Source organism: Paenibacillus sp. FSL R7-0297 (assembly GCF_038009025.1).
Classification (GTDB): domain Bacteria; phylum Bacillota; class Bacilli; order Paenibacillales; family Paenibacillaceae; genus Paenibacillus_AQ.
Window position 1 is genome coordinate 2,764,439 of the sequence record NZ_JBBPAQ010000001.1, and the last position, 15,228, is coordinate 2,779,666.

The following is a 15,228-nucleotide window of genomic DNA, read 5'->3' on the forward strand; positions in this document are numbered from 1 at the left end:
CGGGGAGAGTGGAGTTTGTCACAGAACTTCGTCCCAGTTTGTCTACAGGATGTACAGCAAAGAAAATAGGACGGAGGCAGAGCGCCCGTGGCAGGGCGGTTTGTGTCTGTTGCAAAGCGTTTACCAAATACCGGCCTATGGATATAGGCTATAAACCAGGAGGAAATAGACATGAAAATTGTAGTGGTTGGCGGGAGCGGACTTATTGGAAAGCAATTGGTGAGCCGGCTGCAGGGGCTGGGTCATGAGACTGTGGCTGCATCCCCTTCTCTGGGCATCAATGCTAGGACTGGTGAGGGTCTGGCAGAAGCGCTTAAAGGCGCTGATGCCGTTGTTGATGTAGCAAATTCACCTTCGTTCGCAGACGATGCTGTGCTGGAATTCTTCGCGACAACGACCCGCAATCTGTTAGCAGCTGAAATTGAGGCAGGAGTGAAGCATCATGTGGCATTATCTGTAGTGGGTACTGACGGCTTGCTGCAGAGCGGTTATTTCCGCGGAAAAATGGCTCAGGAGGAGCTGATCCAGGCTTCCCCCATTCCTTACACCATCGTGCGTGCGACTCAGTTCTTCGACTTCGCCGAGGGCATTGCCTATACCGCTACAGAAGGGGATGTCGTCCGCCTGCCTTCAGCCTGGGTACAGCCCATAGCCTCTGAGGATGTAGCAGCTGCGCTGGTTGATTATACCCTTGAAGCCCCAGTGAAAGGGATAGCCGAGCTGGCCGGACCGGATAAGCTGCCTCTGGATGAATTCGTCCGGCAAGCGCTGAAGGCTAAGGGGGATGTGCGTCAGGTGGTCGGCGATACGGAGGCGCGTTATTTCGGAACAGAGCTGCAGGATCACTCGCTTGTTCCGGCCGGGAACCATCCGCGAATTGCGCCGACACGGTTAACGGACTGGCTTGCAGCTTCCGTATCAGAAGCATAATAGATCTGCAAGAAACCGCCATCCTCCGGGCAAGTTTGCAAAAACTTCAGCCTGATGGGAATGGCGGTTTTTTTATGAAAGACAGGATCGATATGTTGTGAAGCGGGTACCAGCGGGCTTCTAGCGGATCTGAGCATAAACCTTCCAGCTGTTCACCAAATGACCCACGGCAAACAGAAAAGCGGGGATCAGGAGCAGCCAGGACTCAAGCCAGAATCCAAGCAGCATGAAGTAGATTGCCGGAAAGACGGCCATAGGAATAGGAATTCCAAGCCAAGGCGTGAATAACACGGTGAATTCTCTCTCATTCCAGTAAAAGCGGGCCCAGCATATATAATAAATCAGCAGGCAGACAGCCATCAGTCCGGCAGACAGGCCAAGGGGCTGTTCTGCAAGCTTGCGGCCCAGGACAATAGGCATCATGAAGCAAGTGATCTGGCCTGCCCGCTCCAAGATCGTGAAGATCAGGGGGGGAGAGGCCAAAGAATCAGGAGCATTCCGGGGCGGGAAGAAAATGAAGATCAGATTCGGCAGCAATACTAATAAGGGTATGATGAATCCTTTAATGTGCAGACCCATGTGAACTCTCCATCCTATAGTTCCAAAGTAGATTGATGCATTCTGGCATTGCGGAAATGAAGTTTGTCTTTGCCCGATACTACGATTGCGTTCCGCGGACAGTTCGCCGCACATTTCATACAGAAATCACATTTGTACCCGTGGTAAGGCAGATCATCGACCACTACTATATTACCGGTGGGACATTGCAGAACGCATAATTCACAACTGATGCATTTGGAGGGGACCGTCCGCAATCTGAGCATCAGCCGCATTGACATCCAGGGCAGCACAGTTTTTCTGGAAAGAACGGAGACGGCCTTCGACCCCGGGTACTCTGACTTCCAGGCGGATTCACCGGCAAGTGCCTGATGGACAAAAGTCTCAGCTTTCTGATAGGCCGCGCTCAGCCGGGCCTGATCATCCTCCGGATGGGCTACGGCATCCAGCATATTGTTAGGCATACTGATCTCGCAGGCGGAGACAGGGATATAGCCCTTATTCTTCAGCAGGGTATAGAGCGGCTCCAGAATATGGGCTGAGTTATTGAGCGTAGCGATCACATATACATTGGTTCCCTGGCTCTTCGGGAGCCGCCGTAGGAATCTCCAGATGAACGGGGATACGGACTGCGAATTGACCGGGAAGGCCAGCCACAGGTCATTAACCGGACTGCTTGGCATAGATCCGCTGCCGATCAGATTCAGGGAGGTGCGGATGTTATAGGTCTTAAGGGTTCTGACCACGAAGTCTACGATAGCTTTCGTATTGCCCGTGCCTGAAAAGTAATACAAATCCACGGTCTTATTCATTCTGCGGAGTCCCCTGTTCTGAAACTTCCTGTTCCAGCAAAGCTATGGTCTGCCCGCACCAGTCTGCATAAGACTCCCACAGCTTCTGGCCAAAGGACAGGACCATCAGAATGCGGCTGTGATTACTATGGACATCCAGATTCTGCTTCAGCTGCGCCTCGAATTTGTCGAACAGCTGCTGCTGCCGCCGGTGGTTGATTTCAAACTCCCGGACATGCTCCAGCATGGTGGCGGAAGAGGAGGAATTGGAGAAGTACAGCTTGAGCAGCAGCTCGTAGCGTACGGTTTCTTTTTCCACCGGTGTCTTGAGCCATTCCTGTAATTCGTACCTACCGGATGCGGTTATCTGATACTTGATGCTTGGTTTGCTGTTCTTGCCCTCTGCAGAAACAGGTTCTTCACACACAGCGATCAAGCCCCCCACAGCCAGCCGCTTCAGTTCCGGATAGATCTGGCCAAAGCTCTCACTCCAAAAAAAGGAAAGCCGGGTATCTACAATCTTTTTGATCTCATACCCCGTTAAGTTCTCTTCGTTTAATAGTCCCAGTAACACATATCCTGTCTTGCTCCTGTTAGCAGCCATATGCACGCATCCAATCTGTAAGATATATCTTTTAGATATAAAATACTGCAAGGATCACATAAAGTCAAAGCTTATTTAATGAAATGAACTGTTGGGGGAGCTTATGCGCTTATGCCCGAATTGGAGCGATAACCTGGAATCTGCACGCCAAAAAGCCGCTCCCGGTGAGGGAACGGCTTCATGTATTAGACGGAACGCTTATACCATATTGGGAATAGCGACAGCAGGATCAGTCTCTGCTTCGTAATCCACGCCTTCGGTACGGAAGCCGAACAGATGGAAGAAGTCATCCTGGTAGCCCTTAAGGTCTGCAAGTTCAGGAACATTATCCGTTTCAAGCTCGTTCCAGCGTCTCATGACCTCGATCTGCACATCCTCGCGCATCTCCCAATCATCAATCCGGATCAGGTGGCTGCCATCTGCTGCCGCTTCGCCGCCGTTATACAGGTGGTCTGCGAACAGGCGGTACATCTGCTGAATGCAGTTCTCGTGCAGTTCTTTTTCCTTCATTACTCTATAGAGTGCGGAAATATACAGCGGCACCACAGGGATGGCGGAGCTGGACTGGGTAACCAGAGCCTTGTTCACGGATACGTAGGCCCGTCCGCCTGTAGCAGAGAGCTGCTCGTTCAGCGCGATCGCCGTCTGTTCCAGATGGTTCTTCGCCTGGCCGATGGTTCCGTCCCGGTAGATGGGGTGGGTGATCTTAGGTCCGATATAGGAATAGGCCACGGTTGTTGCACCAACTGCAAGCACGCCTGCTTCCAGCAGCTGATTGATCCACATGCCCCAATCTTCTCCACCCATAACAGCGATTGTCTGGCGGACTTCGTCATCCGTTGCCGGCTCAATAGTAACCGTGGATACTTCCCCGGTGTGGAAGTTCATCGTCTTGTTCGTATAAGCATCCCCCACTGGCTTAATAACCGAGGAGAAGACTTCTCCTGTAACGGGATGGGTGCGGCGCGGGGAAGCTACGCTGTACACAACCAGGTCAACGGTGCCGAGTTCAGCCTTGATCAAGTCGATGGTCTTAGTCTTAATGGCATCCGAGAAGGCATCGCCAACGATGCTGAACGATTTCAGCCCCTGCTTGGCCGCTTCCTGCTCAAAAGCAGCGGAATTGTACCAGCCTGCGGATGCTGTGCGGGCACCTTCAGCAGCTTTGTCGAAGAATACACCGATGGTATTGGCACCTGCGCCAAATGCAGCCGCAATTCGGGAAGCCAGTCCGTAGCCGGTAGAAGCGCCGATAACCAGCACGTTGGCCGGGCCGGTAAGTTTCTTTTGTGCCCGTACATAGTCAATCTGTTCCTGTATTTGTCCGGCACATCCCTCCGGGTGAGCAGTCGTGCAGATAAAGCCGCGTGTTTTTGGCTGAATAATCATCAAGGATATCCCCTTTGTTTTAGTTTTTAACTTTTTTCGCTAATATAGAGTATAGCAAATGATGGCATAGAAAGATAAGCTAGAATCTTTTTTTGAAAAGATAAGAATGTACATGCGTTATCAAGAATCTGGGAGGTTCTAAATGTGCTGATGATAAACGGGAAGGAAGTTGCGGAGATTCTAACCATGGAGTCCTGCATCGCTGTGATGGAGACCGTCCTCGCTGACCTGTCGGAGGGGGAGGCCGTGCAGAGTCTCCGCCAGGTCCTGCCGCTGGAGGAGCGGAATGTGCTGGGGCTGATGCCCGGGTATCTGCGGCGTGAAGGGGTCGCTGGTGCTAAGATCATCAGTGTATTCCCTGGCAATCACGGGAGCGGCCTGCCGTCGCATCAGGGGATGGTGTCTTTGTTCGACGCCGCCAACGGCGTGCCGCTGGCCATGGTAGACGGCCAGTCGATTACAGCCATCCGCACGGCGGCGGTCAGTGCGGCAGCGACGAAGCTGCTCGCCAGGGAAGAGGCGGAGTCCCTGGCGGTTCTTGGCACCGGGGAGCAGGCCCGGAGCCATCTGGAGGCCATGCTGCAGGTGCGCGGGATCAAGCGCGCCAAAGTCTGGAGCCGAACGCCGGGCAAGGCCCAGGCGTTCGCCGATGCCATGAGCAGCCGGTGGAACGCAGAGATCACGGCAGCGCTGTCTGTAGCGGACGCGGTGGTGGACGCGGACATTATCTGTACGGCAACGGCTGCGGGGGAGCCGGTGCTGCAAGGCGCCTGGGTGAAGCCAGGCGCGCATATCAATGCGATCGGCGCATGCAGGGCGCATGAACGGGAGCTGGACACGGCGCTTGTAGCCGGGGCGAGGCTCTATGTGGACCGGCTGGAGTCGGCGGTCCATGAAGCGGGGGATTATCTGATCCCGCTCAGCGAAGGGGCGATCACTGCGGACCATATCATTGGCGAAATTGGCGGTCTGCTGAAGGGGCATGTTCCGGGCAGGGGAAGCAGCAGTGAAATTACGCTTTTTAAGGGACTAGGGCTTGCCGTTCAGGATCTTGCCGCAGCCTTCTATATTTATAAACAGGCGGTTGCTCTGCATAAGGGTGTGGAAGTTGTATTGTAACCAGACCGAACCTGACGCTGACCGGCTCCGCAGAGCACGGCGTGTACAAGTCATATTAGGAGTAACGTTAAGAGTAACTAGTCCAGCATCAGAAATAAAGAAGTGAGTTGATTCAATAATGCAGCAAGTGGCAATGGATGTATTCAGCTCCAAGTGAAACTTCAGTGATAGTTGTAGAATGTACAATTAAAAACAGCGAAAAGGGCTGCTTGCCGCTTATAACTGTAGTCTGTACAACTAAATCTGCCCGAATGGGTGAGGAACCTTCTACAATAAGTCAGTTTAATTGCACGGAATACAACTAAACAAATAATCGGTTGAAAATCATACGGTTTAGTTGTACAAAGTGCAGTTAAGCTTACAGTAATCGGGTCACTGCGAACTTTCAGCAAGCGACAGCGTCCGACTTTGTCTGCGGATTTCCACCGCGAATAACGGTACAAATCAAGAAATCTGTAGACAACAGCGGCCGGAGGGCCAAACATTCTTTGGAGTTACGGCAATCCCAGAATAGAAAAAATACAAGTTCAATCTATCTAGTTTAAATCTGACAATATATTAACTATGGAATATATGAACATTGCAAAAACGATAACGGACAGATATCAAGTTGATATCTATTGTTAATAGAGGAGGGGCTGGATCAAGTGAGCTTACAGGAACGGGAAGGCTGGTATGAGTTCGGACTGAGTGCTGAACAGGAGGAGCGGGCGAAACGCCTGCATGAGGAGAATATCAATATTGATCTGCTGTTCCAGGGGCCGCTGTCCCCAAGCGCTATCCCGGAGAGCGTCTCGCTTAAGGTGAAGGAGTTGTGCGAGCCGTACAAGGATGAACCGATGGTCTACAGCGCCTTGCCGGCGCAGATCATTACCCGGCTGTCGGCCGGCGGTGAGATTGCGGAGTACAAAGAGGAATGGTACAAGTCAGGCATTACGGCGGGCAACCGCGAACTGCACCTGAATGATATAGAGAGTATGATTACCAGCATGGGCGAGGTTCAGCTGCAGTTCGATTCCGCGGACTGGCTGGTGAAGGCACTGACGGCAGAGGATATCCGCAGGGCTAAGCGTGAGGGCAGGAAGGCCGGTATTGTAACGGCACAGGAAACGGATGCGCTTGGGAAGAATCTGGAGCTGCTTGACGCGCTGCATGGCTTTGGTCTAAGGATTCTGCAGTTAACGTACAACAACCAGAATCTGATAGGTTCCGGCTGTGCGGAGCCGGGCAATGGCGGGCTGTCCAAATACGGTCTGCGGTTTGTGGAGCGGTTGAATGCGCTGGGAATTATCGTCGATACCGGACATTGCGGCAGACAGACCACCCTGGATGCCTGTGCAGCCTCGAAAGCACCGGTTATCGCCTCGCATACCGGTGTGGAAGCCCTCTACCCGCATATGCGCTGCAAAAGTGACGAGGAGATCCGTGCAATTGCTGCCACCGGCGGGGTGATTGGTATTTTTGCGATGCCGTGGTTTGTGCATGAAGATCCGGACCATACCACGATTGAGCATGTATTGGATCATATTGAATATGTGATCAGGCTGGTAGGCGTAGAGCATGTGGGCATCGGAACGGACTGGCCTATGAGTGACCTGGAGTGGTCACTGGTCTTTTTTAAGGAGCAGATTGCACCTAAGCTGGGGTTCGTCAAAGGGGATGGTCCCTCCACGGAAACCGTAGCAGGGCTTGAGAAATACAGTTATTTCAGCAATTTCACGCGGGGACTGGTGGCGCGCGGGTACAGCGATGAAGAGATCGCTAAGATTATGGGCGGCAACTGGCTGCGTGTGTTCGAACAAATTTGTGGATAGGGGACTCATATTGATGAATACGTACTTACAGCAGACAAGCTTCAACTTCTATTGCTCGGGAATATATAGCGGAACAATCCGTTTCACGGACAAGGAGGTTATGCATGCCAAGGTTGACACCCGCAGACGCACACAGATGCAGGAGAATGTGCTGGATGCTGGCGCGAAATATGTTCTTCCTCTGGCGCGGATCGCGGGGCAGCTTCATGTGTACACCGATGCGGAATGGGCCGGGGACGAGGTTATCCTGAGGAACGGGGACAAATATCAGAAGCATATTACCTATCAGGCGGAGATTGCCGGTATCATGCGGACCTCACAGGTATGGGCTTACCGCGGGGGCACGGCGCTGGATATTGTAACGCTGGACGGGGAGGTAGTCGCTTTTCTGACCCCTAACCGCTATGGCATTGAGCTGATCGTTAAGGCAGGATATGAGGAGCTGACCCCGCTCGCCCTCTATGCTGAACCGCTGCTGTCGCAGCCGGAATACGGGGTGAATGATCTGGGTACGTACCTAGTGCCGATGCGGGAGGGCGTGAAGCTGGCTACGGATGTGTTTCTTCCTGAAGGGCTTGAGCCGGGAACGAAGGTGCCGACTATTCTGGTACGAACCTGTTACGACCGGAATGGTAAAAAAGAAATCTTCATGCGCTGGGCGAACAAAGGCTACGCCGTGGTCTCCCAGGATGTACGCGGCCGTGCGGACTCGGAAGGGGAGCTGATTCCCTTCTATAATGAACGCGATGACGGCTACGATACCATTGACTGGATTATCGCCCAGGAATGGTCTGACGGCAAAGTTGGGATGTGGGGCGCCTCCTATCTCGGCTATGTCGTTGTAGCAGCAGCTACCAGCGGCCACCCGAACCTGCTGGCGGTTGTGGATGAGGTTAATGTAGGATCGCCGTTCGTGGACACCGCGCGCAAAGGCGGGACGCTCTGCTCCTGGCCGCTGCTGTCCTGGACGCTTGCGCAGTCGGTGGGGACGCGGACGGACTTTGATATTTTTGGCGGCATTACAGTGGACCCTGAAGCGGCGGTCGATGCCAGACCGATCAGGGATATTCCGCAGCAGATGATCGGCTGCACTTCCGGGCCGTGGGAGCTGTGGAGCCAGCATCCTGAGTATGATGATTTCTGGAGAAACTGCACCTTCACTGAGCGCGGGGATCAGGTCAAGGTTCCAATGTATGTGATCTCCGGCTGGTATGACGGTGACAGTCCAGGGGTATCGGAGACCTGGCGGATGCTGACGGAGCATGATGTAAAGAGCCGCAAAATCCGTCTCGGCGCCTGGGAGCACGGACCGAACCGGGCGCGGGATCTGCTTGGCGTATCCTTCGGCAATGATGCAGTGGTGTACGATTATGATATATCTGTGCTGCGCTGGTTCGACCGGTTCCTGAAGGATATTCCGAACGGCATCGACCAGGAGCCGCGGGCTTCCTATTATGTGGTGGGCGAGAACCGCTGGAGAACCTCGGAGGACTGGACACCGGCAGAAGCAAAGGTAACTCCGTTCTATCTGGGTGGAGACGGCCGGGCGAATTCATCCCTGGGCGATGGACGGCTGGTTATGGAGCCGGAGGAACATTCAGCAGCAGACACTTACATCTATAATCCGGCTGACCCGGTTGCCGACAGCGGAGAGCGGGAGCCGGAGAACATGCGGAAGCATGAGCTGCGCAGCGACATTGTCGTCTATACCAGTGAGCCGCTGGCAGAGCGGCTGACCATTGCCGGAGAGCTGTCTGCGGTCATCTATGCGGCAAGCTCGGGGCTGGATACGGACTGGGTCGTGACGCTGAGTGATGTGAATGAACAAGGCGATTCCATCCGCCTGTCCAATTACATCGTGCGGGCGAAATACCGGCATGGGCTGGAGCAGCCTCAGCTGCTGGTGCCAGGCCAGGTGGAGCGGTATGATATTTTCCTGCAGAACATTGCCCACTCGTTTGCCGCAGGACACCGGGTCCGCTTCACAGTCACTTCTTCCAGCAAATTCGTGGCCTTTCCTAACACAAACACCGGAAACAATCCGTATGAAGATACGGAAGCGGTCATTGTGCAGCAGACGATCTACCATAACCAGGAGTATCCGAGCCATATTAAGCTGCCGGTGATTCCTAATTTCTATTAGAGGGGACTTAATCAGCTGGTAATTTGCAACTTTTCCCAATTGGGGCTCCTGCTGATACGCCTTTTCAAATGACGGTCAACCGGGCGTTTTTGTTCATGATCAAGGAGGTGCAGACTCAGGTGGTCCTGTTCCTCGGAGCCATTGAGAATCCGCTGGACACAGATTAATTCCGCTTGGAATGAATTTCAAGCAAATACGCATAAATGCTCCCTTCACAGGTCACAATAGGGAAAAACCAGAATGAAGGGATTAACGTGAATGCTTTTCGCTTGAAAAAACAACTGTGGCGGCGGTGGAGACGTTGGAAAAAGGCTCCCTGGGTGGGGGCTGCATGCATTGCGCTTACGCTGTTGGCCTGGCGTGGCATGAAGGTTCCGGAAGAGATCAGTCTGCTGTTGGAGCATACGGCCTGGACATTGCCTGGAACATTAAGCGGAACAGAGGAGCAGAACCGGGAACCCGGCAGCAGTATTCCGGCTGTGGCAGCCGTTTATAACCATACAGGGATTGAAGCAGAAGATGAAGCTGCTGTGATGGACAGCAAAGAGCTGCTTGAAGCAGTCAGCCGGGATGCGGTCAGCAGAACGGTGCACCTGAAGATAATTTATGTAGCCGGTGAAGAGGTTCAGACATTGCCCGGCAAGCAGACACCGGCCCAGCTGAAGATGATGATCGGACAGCATTCCGATTGGAACGGCTGGCTCAGCAGGGAAGGCGACTTGTGGCTGGAGCAGAGAGTCAATGATCTGTCGCCGCTCACCAAAAAAGAGGCCTACTTCGGAGTGGATGAGCAGGGGAATCTGACGCTGTTCAAAGGACCGCCGACGTCGGAAAAGGTGATGAAGACCTTCTTTCAGCTGGATATGGGCTCAATGAAATCCTCTTTACCGGAGGGGATCTGGGAGCAGCTTCATCAGGGCATCCGGGTACAAGACATGGAGGAGTACAACAGTGTACTGTCTACCTTCAGCGACTATGCGCGGGACTCGGCGGAACAGGTGATGCATGCGGAATGAAGTGAAGGACATAACTGTTTGAAGACTCGTGGGCAGGAGGCTCACGGGTTTTTTTGTTTGAAATAGCCGCTTGATTTTAATTTCCCCTGGACAAAGATTTTGTCTCCCCGGGGATTTTTTTTTGCTATAATGGGTAGAAGGAATACATATGTTCGCTTTAGGGCGGATTCATGGATGAACCAGCAGGGGGTATTCTACCCTGGCATAGAGGAGAGAGAAGGATCTTGCGCATCTTAGGGATTGATCCGGGTCTGGCGATTGTCGGCTTTGGTTTTGTAGATAAGGTTGGAAACAAATTGACTCCGGTCCAGTACGGCTGCATCCAGACTGAGGCACATACTCCGGAAGAAGAACGTCTGCTGCATGTCTATGAAGGCATGGTGCAGCTGATTGACAAATATAAACCGGATGCGGTTGCGGTAGAGAAGCTATTCTTCAGCCGCAATGTGACAACGGCCCTGCCGGTGGCGCAGGCGCGCGGAGTGCTGATTCTGGCGGCCGTGCAGCGCGGGCTGCCGGTGGCGGAGTACACCCCTATGATGGTGAAGCAGGCAGTAGTAGGGTACGGCAAGGCGGAGAAGAAACAGGTTCAGGAGATGGTCAAGCTGCTTCTTAAGCTGTCGGCTGTACCGAAGCCCGATGATGTGGCGGATGCACTGGCGGTGGCGGTATGCCACGCCCATTCCGTGAGTCTTAATTCCAAATTAAATGAGGTATTGCGAAAATGATAGATTTCCTAAGAGGACCGGTTGTACATTTGGAGTCAGAATATGTAGTACTGGATGTTCAAGGCGTAGGATACCGGGTCTTCTGCCCGAATCCGTATGCTTTTGCCAAGGTGGAGGGTCCGGTGACCATCTTCATTCATTATCAGACCCGTGAGGATGCGACGCTGCTGTTCGGATTCCCGACCCGTGAGGAGCAGAAGCTGTTCCGCAAGCTGATCGAGGTGTCAGGCATCGGCCCGCGTGTGGCGCTGGGCATTCTGACCGGCGGAACGCCGGATCAGCTGATCTCGGCGATCTATCAGGAGAACATCACCTTCCTGACGAAGCTGCCGGGCATCGGCAAGAAGACGGCGCAGCGGATGATTCTGGATCTGAAGGACAAGCTGGACGGCTTCGGCGGAGCTGCCCTGCAGACCGGGCTGTTCGCAGTGGCGGCTGAGGCCCAGGCTAAGGTGGAGGCCCTTCCATGGGAAGAGGCTCGTGACGGCCTGAAGGCACTGGGTTATACCGATGCAGAGCTGGACCGCGTGTGGCTGAAGATGAAGCAGGAAGGTACGGATACCGGACCGGTTGACGTGCTGATGAAGAAGGCGTTGGGGCTGTTGTATATTGCCAAATAGGTCCCTGAAGAACGGAGTGAGGAATAATGGATGACCGGATTATATCAGCAAATCTGATGATGGACGAGCAGGCGGTTGAATTAAGTCTGCGGCCTCGTTATCTGGGTGAATATATCGGCCAGAACCAGGTGAAAGAAAACCTGAAAATATATATTGAAGCAGCCAAGATGCGCAGCGAAGCGTTGGATCATGTCTTGCTGTACGGGCCTCCGGGTCTCGGCAAAACAACGCTGGCGAATATTATCGCCAATGAGCTGGGTGTGAATCTGCGGACCACTTCCGGTCCGGCGATTGAGCGGCCCGGCGATCTGGCGGCGCTGCTGACCAACCTGCAGGAAGGCGATGTGCTGTTCATTGACGAGATCCACCGCCTGCACCGCACGGTGGAAGAGGTCATGTATCCGGCGATGGAGGATTTCGCGCTGGATATTATGATCGGCAAAGGTCCAAGCGCCCGCTCGGTGCGGCTCGACCTGCCGCCCTTCACGCTCATTGGAGCGACGACACGCGCGGGGCTGCTATCCGCTCCGCTGCGCGACCGCTTCGGCGTAGTCAGCCGGCTGGAGTACTACACGATCGATGAGCTGAGCTTCATAGTAGCCCGTAACGCCGAGCTGCTCAGCATCGAGATTCTGGGCGATGCTGCGGAAGAGATTGCCCTGCGGGCCCGTGGGACTCCGCGGATTGCCAACCGTCTCCTGAAGCGGGTGCGCGATTATGCGCAGGTCCGCGGCGACGGTATTATTACGCCGGAGATTGCCGCTGAATCGCTGAAGATGCTTCAGGTAGATCCGCGCGGACTGGACAGCATCGACCACAAGATGCTGCAGTCGATGATCAGCTCCTTCCGCGGCGGACCGGTCGGGCTCGATACCATCGCTGCTACGATAGGAGAAGAGAGCCAGACTATTGAGGACGTATACGAACCCTATCTGCTGCAGATCGGTTTCCTGCAGCGCACGCCGCGCGGGCGCATAGTGACCCCGGCCGCCTATCATCATCTGGGACTCCCGCTCCCTCCGCAGCAGAACTGATGCTGCCCATAATACAACATTTTTCGTATGTTCCCGGCTATATTCCCGAATTGTTGTATAAAAGGCAGCATTCCTTCTCCTCCAAGCGGTTTGGCGGGACAAATCTTGTATTTCATACAACAATCTGTCCCAACCGCCAGATATCTAGGGGATCAAGTTGCAATACGTACAACAATTAAGCCTATACAGGTGAGAAACTTAAGAATTTGAATGCTCTTTGCAATGGATTAGATGCGAGAAGTTGAATAAACCACTCGTCACATAAGTGCATTCTAAAGTTCGTTTTATATAACACAATTAAGAGTATGCTTCCCAAGCGGGTTTGGAACGAAGCCTAGTCAGGCAGCAGATACTCTCAAAATTTTTAGGAGGCCTACAATGAATCTTGCCAGGTGGAAAGAAACAGGGTTAGGGCTGCTGGGCCGCGGAGTATTGGCCGCATCACTGGTAGCAGGCAGCCTTCTGACCTTTGCGGGTACCACTCACGCCGATACCGGCGGGGCGATCCGGGTTGCACTGTATGCCGATATTGGCAGCAAATATAAATCTACCGTACCGCTGGTCACACTGCAGTCCGATTTGGGCTTCAGCCTGCTCTCGCAGGCCGGAACACCTCTGCTGTCGGTTCCTCCCCAGAACAAAGTACGTGTCAGTCTGGACGGCTACCGGGTGAAGGTGCTGGAAACGCCAACCTGGCAGGTGGCAGCGGATGCAGCCAAGAAGCTGCAGGCTACCTCCGATAAACCCCAGCTGTTTATGGCATCACGGGGCGGAGCCAAGGTGTATCAGCTCTACACTGGAAGCTATGCCAGTGTAGCTGCCGCCCAATCGGGGCTGACCTCCGTGATGAAAGCCGGAGTAAGCCTTCCGGAAGGACAGACACCGGCGGTTGCCGGGACCAAACATCTGTCCGCAGGTTCCTACGCGACGCTGGAGGAAGCGCAGGCGGTTGTCGGCAGCCTTACTGCTGCCGGGTTCGATGCCTGGCCGGTATTCGTGTCCGGAGAAGGCGGCAGTGCACGGACTGAAGTTTGGGTAGGCGAAGCGGCGAACGACAGCGATCTTGCAACAGTCTCTGCTGCGGCAGCTGGATTGCTCCCGCAGCTTGTTCTGTCGCCGGTGGCGGCAGGTACAGCGGGACTAATTATCCGGATGGACGCAGGACTTGATTTCAGCAGTGAAGTGCAGGCCTTTCATTATCTGTTATCCGGAAGCGACGCGAAGTTCACAGCCGCCGGCAATGAGAAGGGGATTCTGCTTACGGAGAGATCCAAGCGTACTTACCGCGGCAATCTGGAGCTGGGCAATCTGAACGGTTCATTGTCTGTAATCAACGTAGTGCCGCTGGAGCAATATCTGTATGCGGTTGTCGGCGGAGAAGTTTCATCCGGCTGGCCGCAAGAGGCGCTCAAAGCCCAGGCCGTTGCGGCGCGCAGCTATGCGCTGGCCCAGGGCAACCGCTTCGATGTAGCCAATGTTGTCGATACCACGCTGAGCCAGGTGTATAACGGCATAGGCGCTGAGGCTCCAGTCATTACCAAGGCAGTGGATGCTACCGCAGGCGAAGTGCTGATGAGCGGCGGCAAAATAGTAGAAGCCGTGTTCTCCTCCAACGGCGGCGGCGTTACCGCAGACCCGTCTGAGGTGTGGAACAACGGCGGCGATACCTTCGTCAGTGTAGTCAGCAGCGAGGATGCTGCGGCAGTTGCTTCATCTAAAAAGTGGTATTATGTGCTGCTGAACAGCGGTATTTCCGGATATGCCCGTGAAGACAATATCAAATTAACCGGGAACACAACGGCAGCCGGACTTCCGCTGGCTACGGCAACCACCAAGGATGTGAATATCCGGCCTTTGCCTATTATTGATAACAGTGCCAATCCGGCAGGCAAGCTGAATCCCGGCGATACCGCAGTAGTGCTGGGCCAGGTCTACGAATCCGGCAGCTACAGCTGGATCAAAGGGCCGTATACCTCGGCAGAGCTGCTCAAAAGCCTGTCCGGCAAAACAAGCAACGCTCTTCCGTCTTCCATAACCAGTCTCCAGGTGACTAAGCGCGGCCCTTCGGGGAGAGCGGTGGAAGTCAAGGCTAACGGCCAAATTCTGCAGGTGAAATACCCGGATCTGTTCCGTTCTTCCTTTGGCGGATTGCCCAGTACTTTGTTTGATATTGTCCCGGCAGGCAGTTATACTGTACTAGGCGCTGACGGCACTACAGCCACTATAGGCAGTGTGGCAAGCGCCGGAGTGCTCTCTGCAACCGGCAAAGTAACTGCAAATGGCAGCGGAACCGTAGTCATGGGTGCTGATCAATCTTCCAGAGTGGTCACCAGCAGTCCAGGATTCTATTTCATCGGCTGGGGCAACGGGCACGGCCTGGGCATGTCCCAATGGGGCGTAAAAGGCATGGCGGATAGCGGGTATGATTATCGTCAAATATTGCAACACTATTTTAATAACGTTACTATAGTTAAGGAATGAA

14 protein-coding genes are annotated in these 15,228 nt (G+C 54.0%); 10 read left to right on the forward strand and 4 right to left on the reverse strand.

The features are described from left to right. Nucleotides 1–171 precede the first annotated feature (171 nt). Entirely contained in the window at nucleotides 172–930 is a 759-nt protein-coding gene (locus MKZ24_RS12175) for an SDR family oxidoreductase (RefSeq protein WP_340783274.1), read from the forward strand. A gap of 120 nt (nucleotides 931–1,050) precedes the next feature. On the opposite strand, the gene MKZ24_RS12180 is transcribed toward MKZ24_RS12175, so the two are convergent. The 4 genes from MKZ24_RS12180 to fabV all read right to left on the reverse strand — a co-directional run bounded on the left by MKZ24_RS12180 (nucleotide 1,051) and on the right by fabV (nucleotide 4,272). After that, nucleotides 1,051–1,509 carry a hypothetical protein gene (locus MKZ24_RS12180; protein WP_340783276.1) on the reverse strand — a complete coding sequence of 153 codons (459 nt, stop codon included), beginning with the start codon at nucleotides 1,507–1,509 and terminating at the stop codon, nucleotides 1,051–1,053. 14 nt (nucleotides 1,510–1,523) lie between these two features. Beyond that, the gene (locus MKZ24_RS12185; protein ID WP_340783279.1) at nucleotides 1,524–2,300 is read right to left on the reverse strand and encodes an EFR1 family ferrodoxin; all 777 of its coding nucleotides are present in this window, start codon (nucleotides 2,298–2,300) and stop codon (nucleotides 1,524–1,526) included. Beyond that, the gene (locus tag MKZ24_RS12190; protein ID WP_042238746.1) at nucleotides 2,293–2,883 is read right to left on the reverse strand and encodes a PadR family transcriptional regulator; all 591 of its coding nucleotides are present in this window, start codon (nucleotides 2,881–2,883) and stop codon (nucleotides 2,293–2,295) included. Before MKZ24_RS12190 ends, MKZ24_RS12185 begins: the two co-directional genes overlap by 8 nt. 198 nt (nucleotides 2,884–3,081) lie before the next feature. Continuing rightward, nucleotides 3,082–4,272, reverse strand: a complete 1,191-nt coding sequence (gene fabV, locus MKZ24_RS12195) for an enoyl-ACP reductase FabV (protein ID WP_042238745.1) — start codon at nucleotides 4,270–4,272, stop codon at nucleotides 3,082–3,084. A 150-nt stretch (nucleotides 4,273–4,422) separates the two neighbouring features. Here fabV and MKZ24_RS12200 point away from each other — a divergent pair, with 150 nt between their 5' ends. The 9 genes from MKZ24_RS12200 (at nucleotide 4,423) to MKZ24_RS12240 (ending at nucleotide 15,227) form a co-directional block, all read left to right on the forward strand. Then, nucleotides 4,423–5,391: an ornithine cyclodeaminase family protein gene (locus tag MKZ24_RS12200; RefSeq protein ID WP_340790148.1), complete on the forward strand. Its 969-nt coding sequence runs from the start codon at nucleotides 4,423–4,425 to the stop codon at nucleotides 5,389–5,391. A gap of 647 nt (nucleotides 5,392–6,038) precedes the next feature. After that, the gene (locus MKZ24_RS12205) at nucleotides 6,039–7,205 is read left to right on the forward strand and encodes a dipeptidase (RefSeq protein ID WP_340783284.1); all 1,167 of its coding nucleotides are present in this window, start codon (nucleotides 6,039–6,041) and stop codon (nucleotides 7,203–7,205) included. 13 nt (nucleotides 7,206–7,218) lie between these two features. After that, nucleotides 7,219–9,348, forward strand: coding sequence for a CocE/NonD family hydrolase (locus MKZ24_RS12210; protein ID WP_340783286.1), 2,130 nt, complete (start codon nucleotides 7,219–7,221; stop codon nucleotides 9,346–9,348). Between the two features lie 23 nt (nucleotides 9,349–9,371). Continuing rightward, nucleotides 9,372–9,515: a serpin family protein gene (locus tag MKZ24_RS12215; RefSeq protein WP_340783289.1), complete on the forward strand. Its 144-nt coding sequence runs from the start codon at nucleotides 9,372–9,374 to the stop codon at nucleotides 9,513–9,515. Between the two features lie 153 nt (nucleotides 9,516–9,668). Next, the gene (locus tag MKZ24_RS12220; protein WP_052416682.1) at nucleotides 9,669–10,364 is read left to right on the forward strand and encodes a BofC C-terminal domain-containing protein; all 696 of its coding nucleotides are present in this window, start codon (nucleotides 9,669–9,671) and stop codon (nucleotides 10,362–10,364) included. Nucleotides 10,365–10,588: 224 nt separating this feature from the next. Next, complete coding sequence (ruvC, locus tag MKZ24_RS12225; RefSeq protein ID WP_039294456.1) at nucleotides 10,589–11,092, forward strand: crossover junction endodeoxyribonuclease RuvC; 504 nt, start codon at nucleotides 10,589–10,591, stop codon at nucleotides 11,090–11,092. Further along, the gene (gene ruvA, locus MKZ24_RS12230; RefSeq protein WP_042238736.1) at nucleotides 11,089–11,712 is read left to right on the forward strand and encodes a Holliday junction branch migration protein RuvA; all 624 of its coding nucleotides are present in this window, start codon (nucleotides 11,089–11,091) and stop codon (nucleotides 11,710–11,712) included. Before ruvC ends, ruvA begins: the two co-directional genes overlap by 4 nt. A gap of 26 nt (nucleotides 11,713–11,738) precedes the next feature. Beyond that, nucleotides 11,739–12,746: a Holliday junction branch migration DNA helicase RuvB gene (gene ruvB, locus MKZ24_RS12235; RefSeq protein ID WP_039294462.1), complete on the forward strand. Its 1,008-nt coding sequence runs from the start codon at nucleotides 11,739–11,741 to the stop codon at nucleotides 12,744–12,746. Between the two features lie 378 nt (nucleotides 12,747–13,124). After that, nucleotides 13,125–15,227, forward strand: coding sequence for a SpoIID/LytB domain-containing protein (locus tag MKZ24_RS12240; protein ID WP_042238735.1), 2,103 nt, complete (start codon nucleotides 13,125–13,127; stop codon nucleotides 15,225–15,227). Nucleotide 15,228: the final 1 nt, after the last annotated feature.

What these genes read in the sequence shown, in the direction of transcription:
- ruvA (WP_042238736.1), top strand. Translation starts at nt 11,089, where the DNA reads ATGATAGATTTCCTAAGAGGACCGGTTGTACATTTGGAGTCAGAATAT.
- fabV (WP_042238745.1), bottom strand. Translation starts at nt 4,272, where the DNA reads ATGATTATTCAGCCAAAAACACGCGGCTTTATCTGCACGACTGCTCAC.
- MKZ24_RS12240 (WP_042238735.1), top strand. Translation starts at nt 13,125, where the DNA reads ATGAATCTTGCCAGGTGGAAAGAAACAGGGTTAGGGCTGCTGGGCCGC.
- ruvB (WP_039294462.1), top strand. Translation starts at nt 11,739, where the DNA reads ATGGATGACCGGATTATATCAGCAAATCTGATGATGGACGAGCAGGCG.
- MKZ24_RS12180 (WP_340783276.1), bottom strand. Translation starts at nt 1,509, where the DNA reads ATGGGTCTGCACATTAAAGGATTCATCATACCCTTATTAGTATTGCTG.
- MKZ24_RS12200 (WP_340790148.1), top strand. Translation starts at nt 4,423, where the DNA reads ATGATAAACGGGAAGGAAGTTGCGGAGATTCTAACCATGGAGTCCTGC.
- MKZ24_RS12190 (WP_042238746.1), bottom strand. Translation starts at nt 2,883, where the DNA reads ATGGCTGCTAACAGGAGCAAGACAGGATATGTGTTACTGGGACTATTA.
- MKZ24_RS12175 (WP_340783274.1), top strand. Translation starts at nt 172, where the DNA reads ATGAAAATTGTAGTGGTTGGCGGGAGCGGACTTATTGGAAAGCAATTG.
- MKZ24_RS12185 (WP_340783279.1), bottom strand. Translation starts at nt 2,300, where the DNA reads ATGAATAAGACCGTGGATTTGTATTACTTTTCAGGCACGGGCAATACG.
- MKZ24_RS12210 (WP_340783286.1), top strand. Translation starts at nt 7,219, where the DNA reads ATGAATACGTACTTACAGCAGACAAGCTTCAACTTCTATTGCTCGGGA.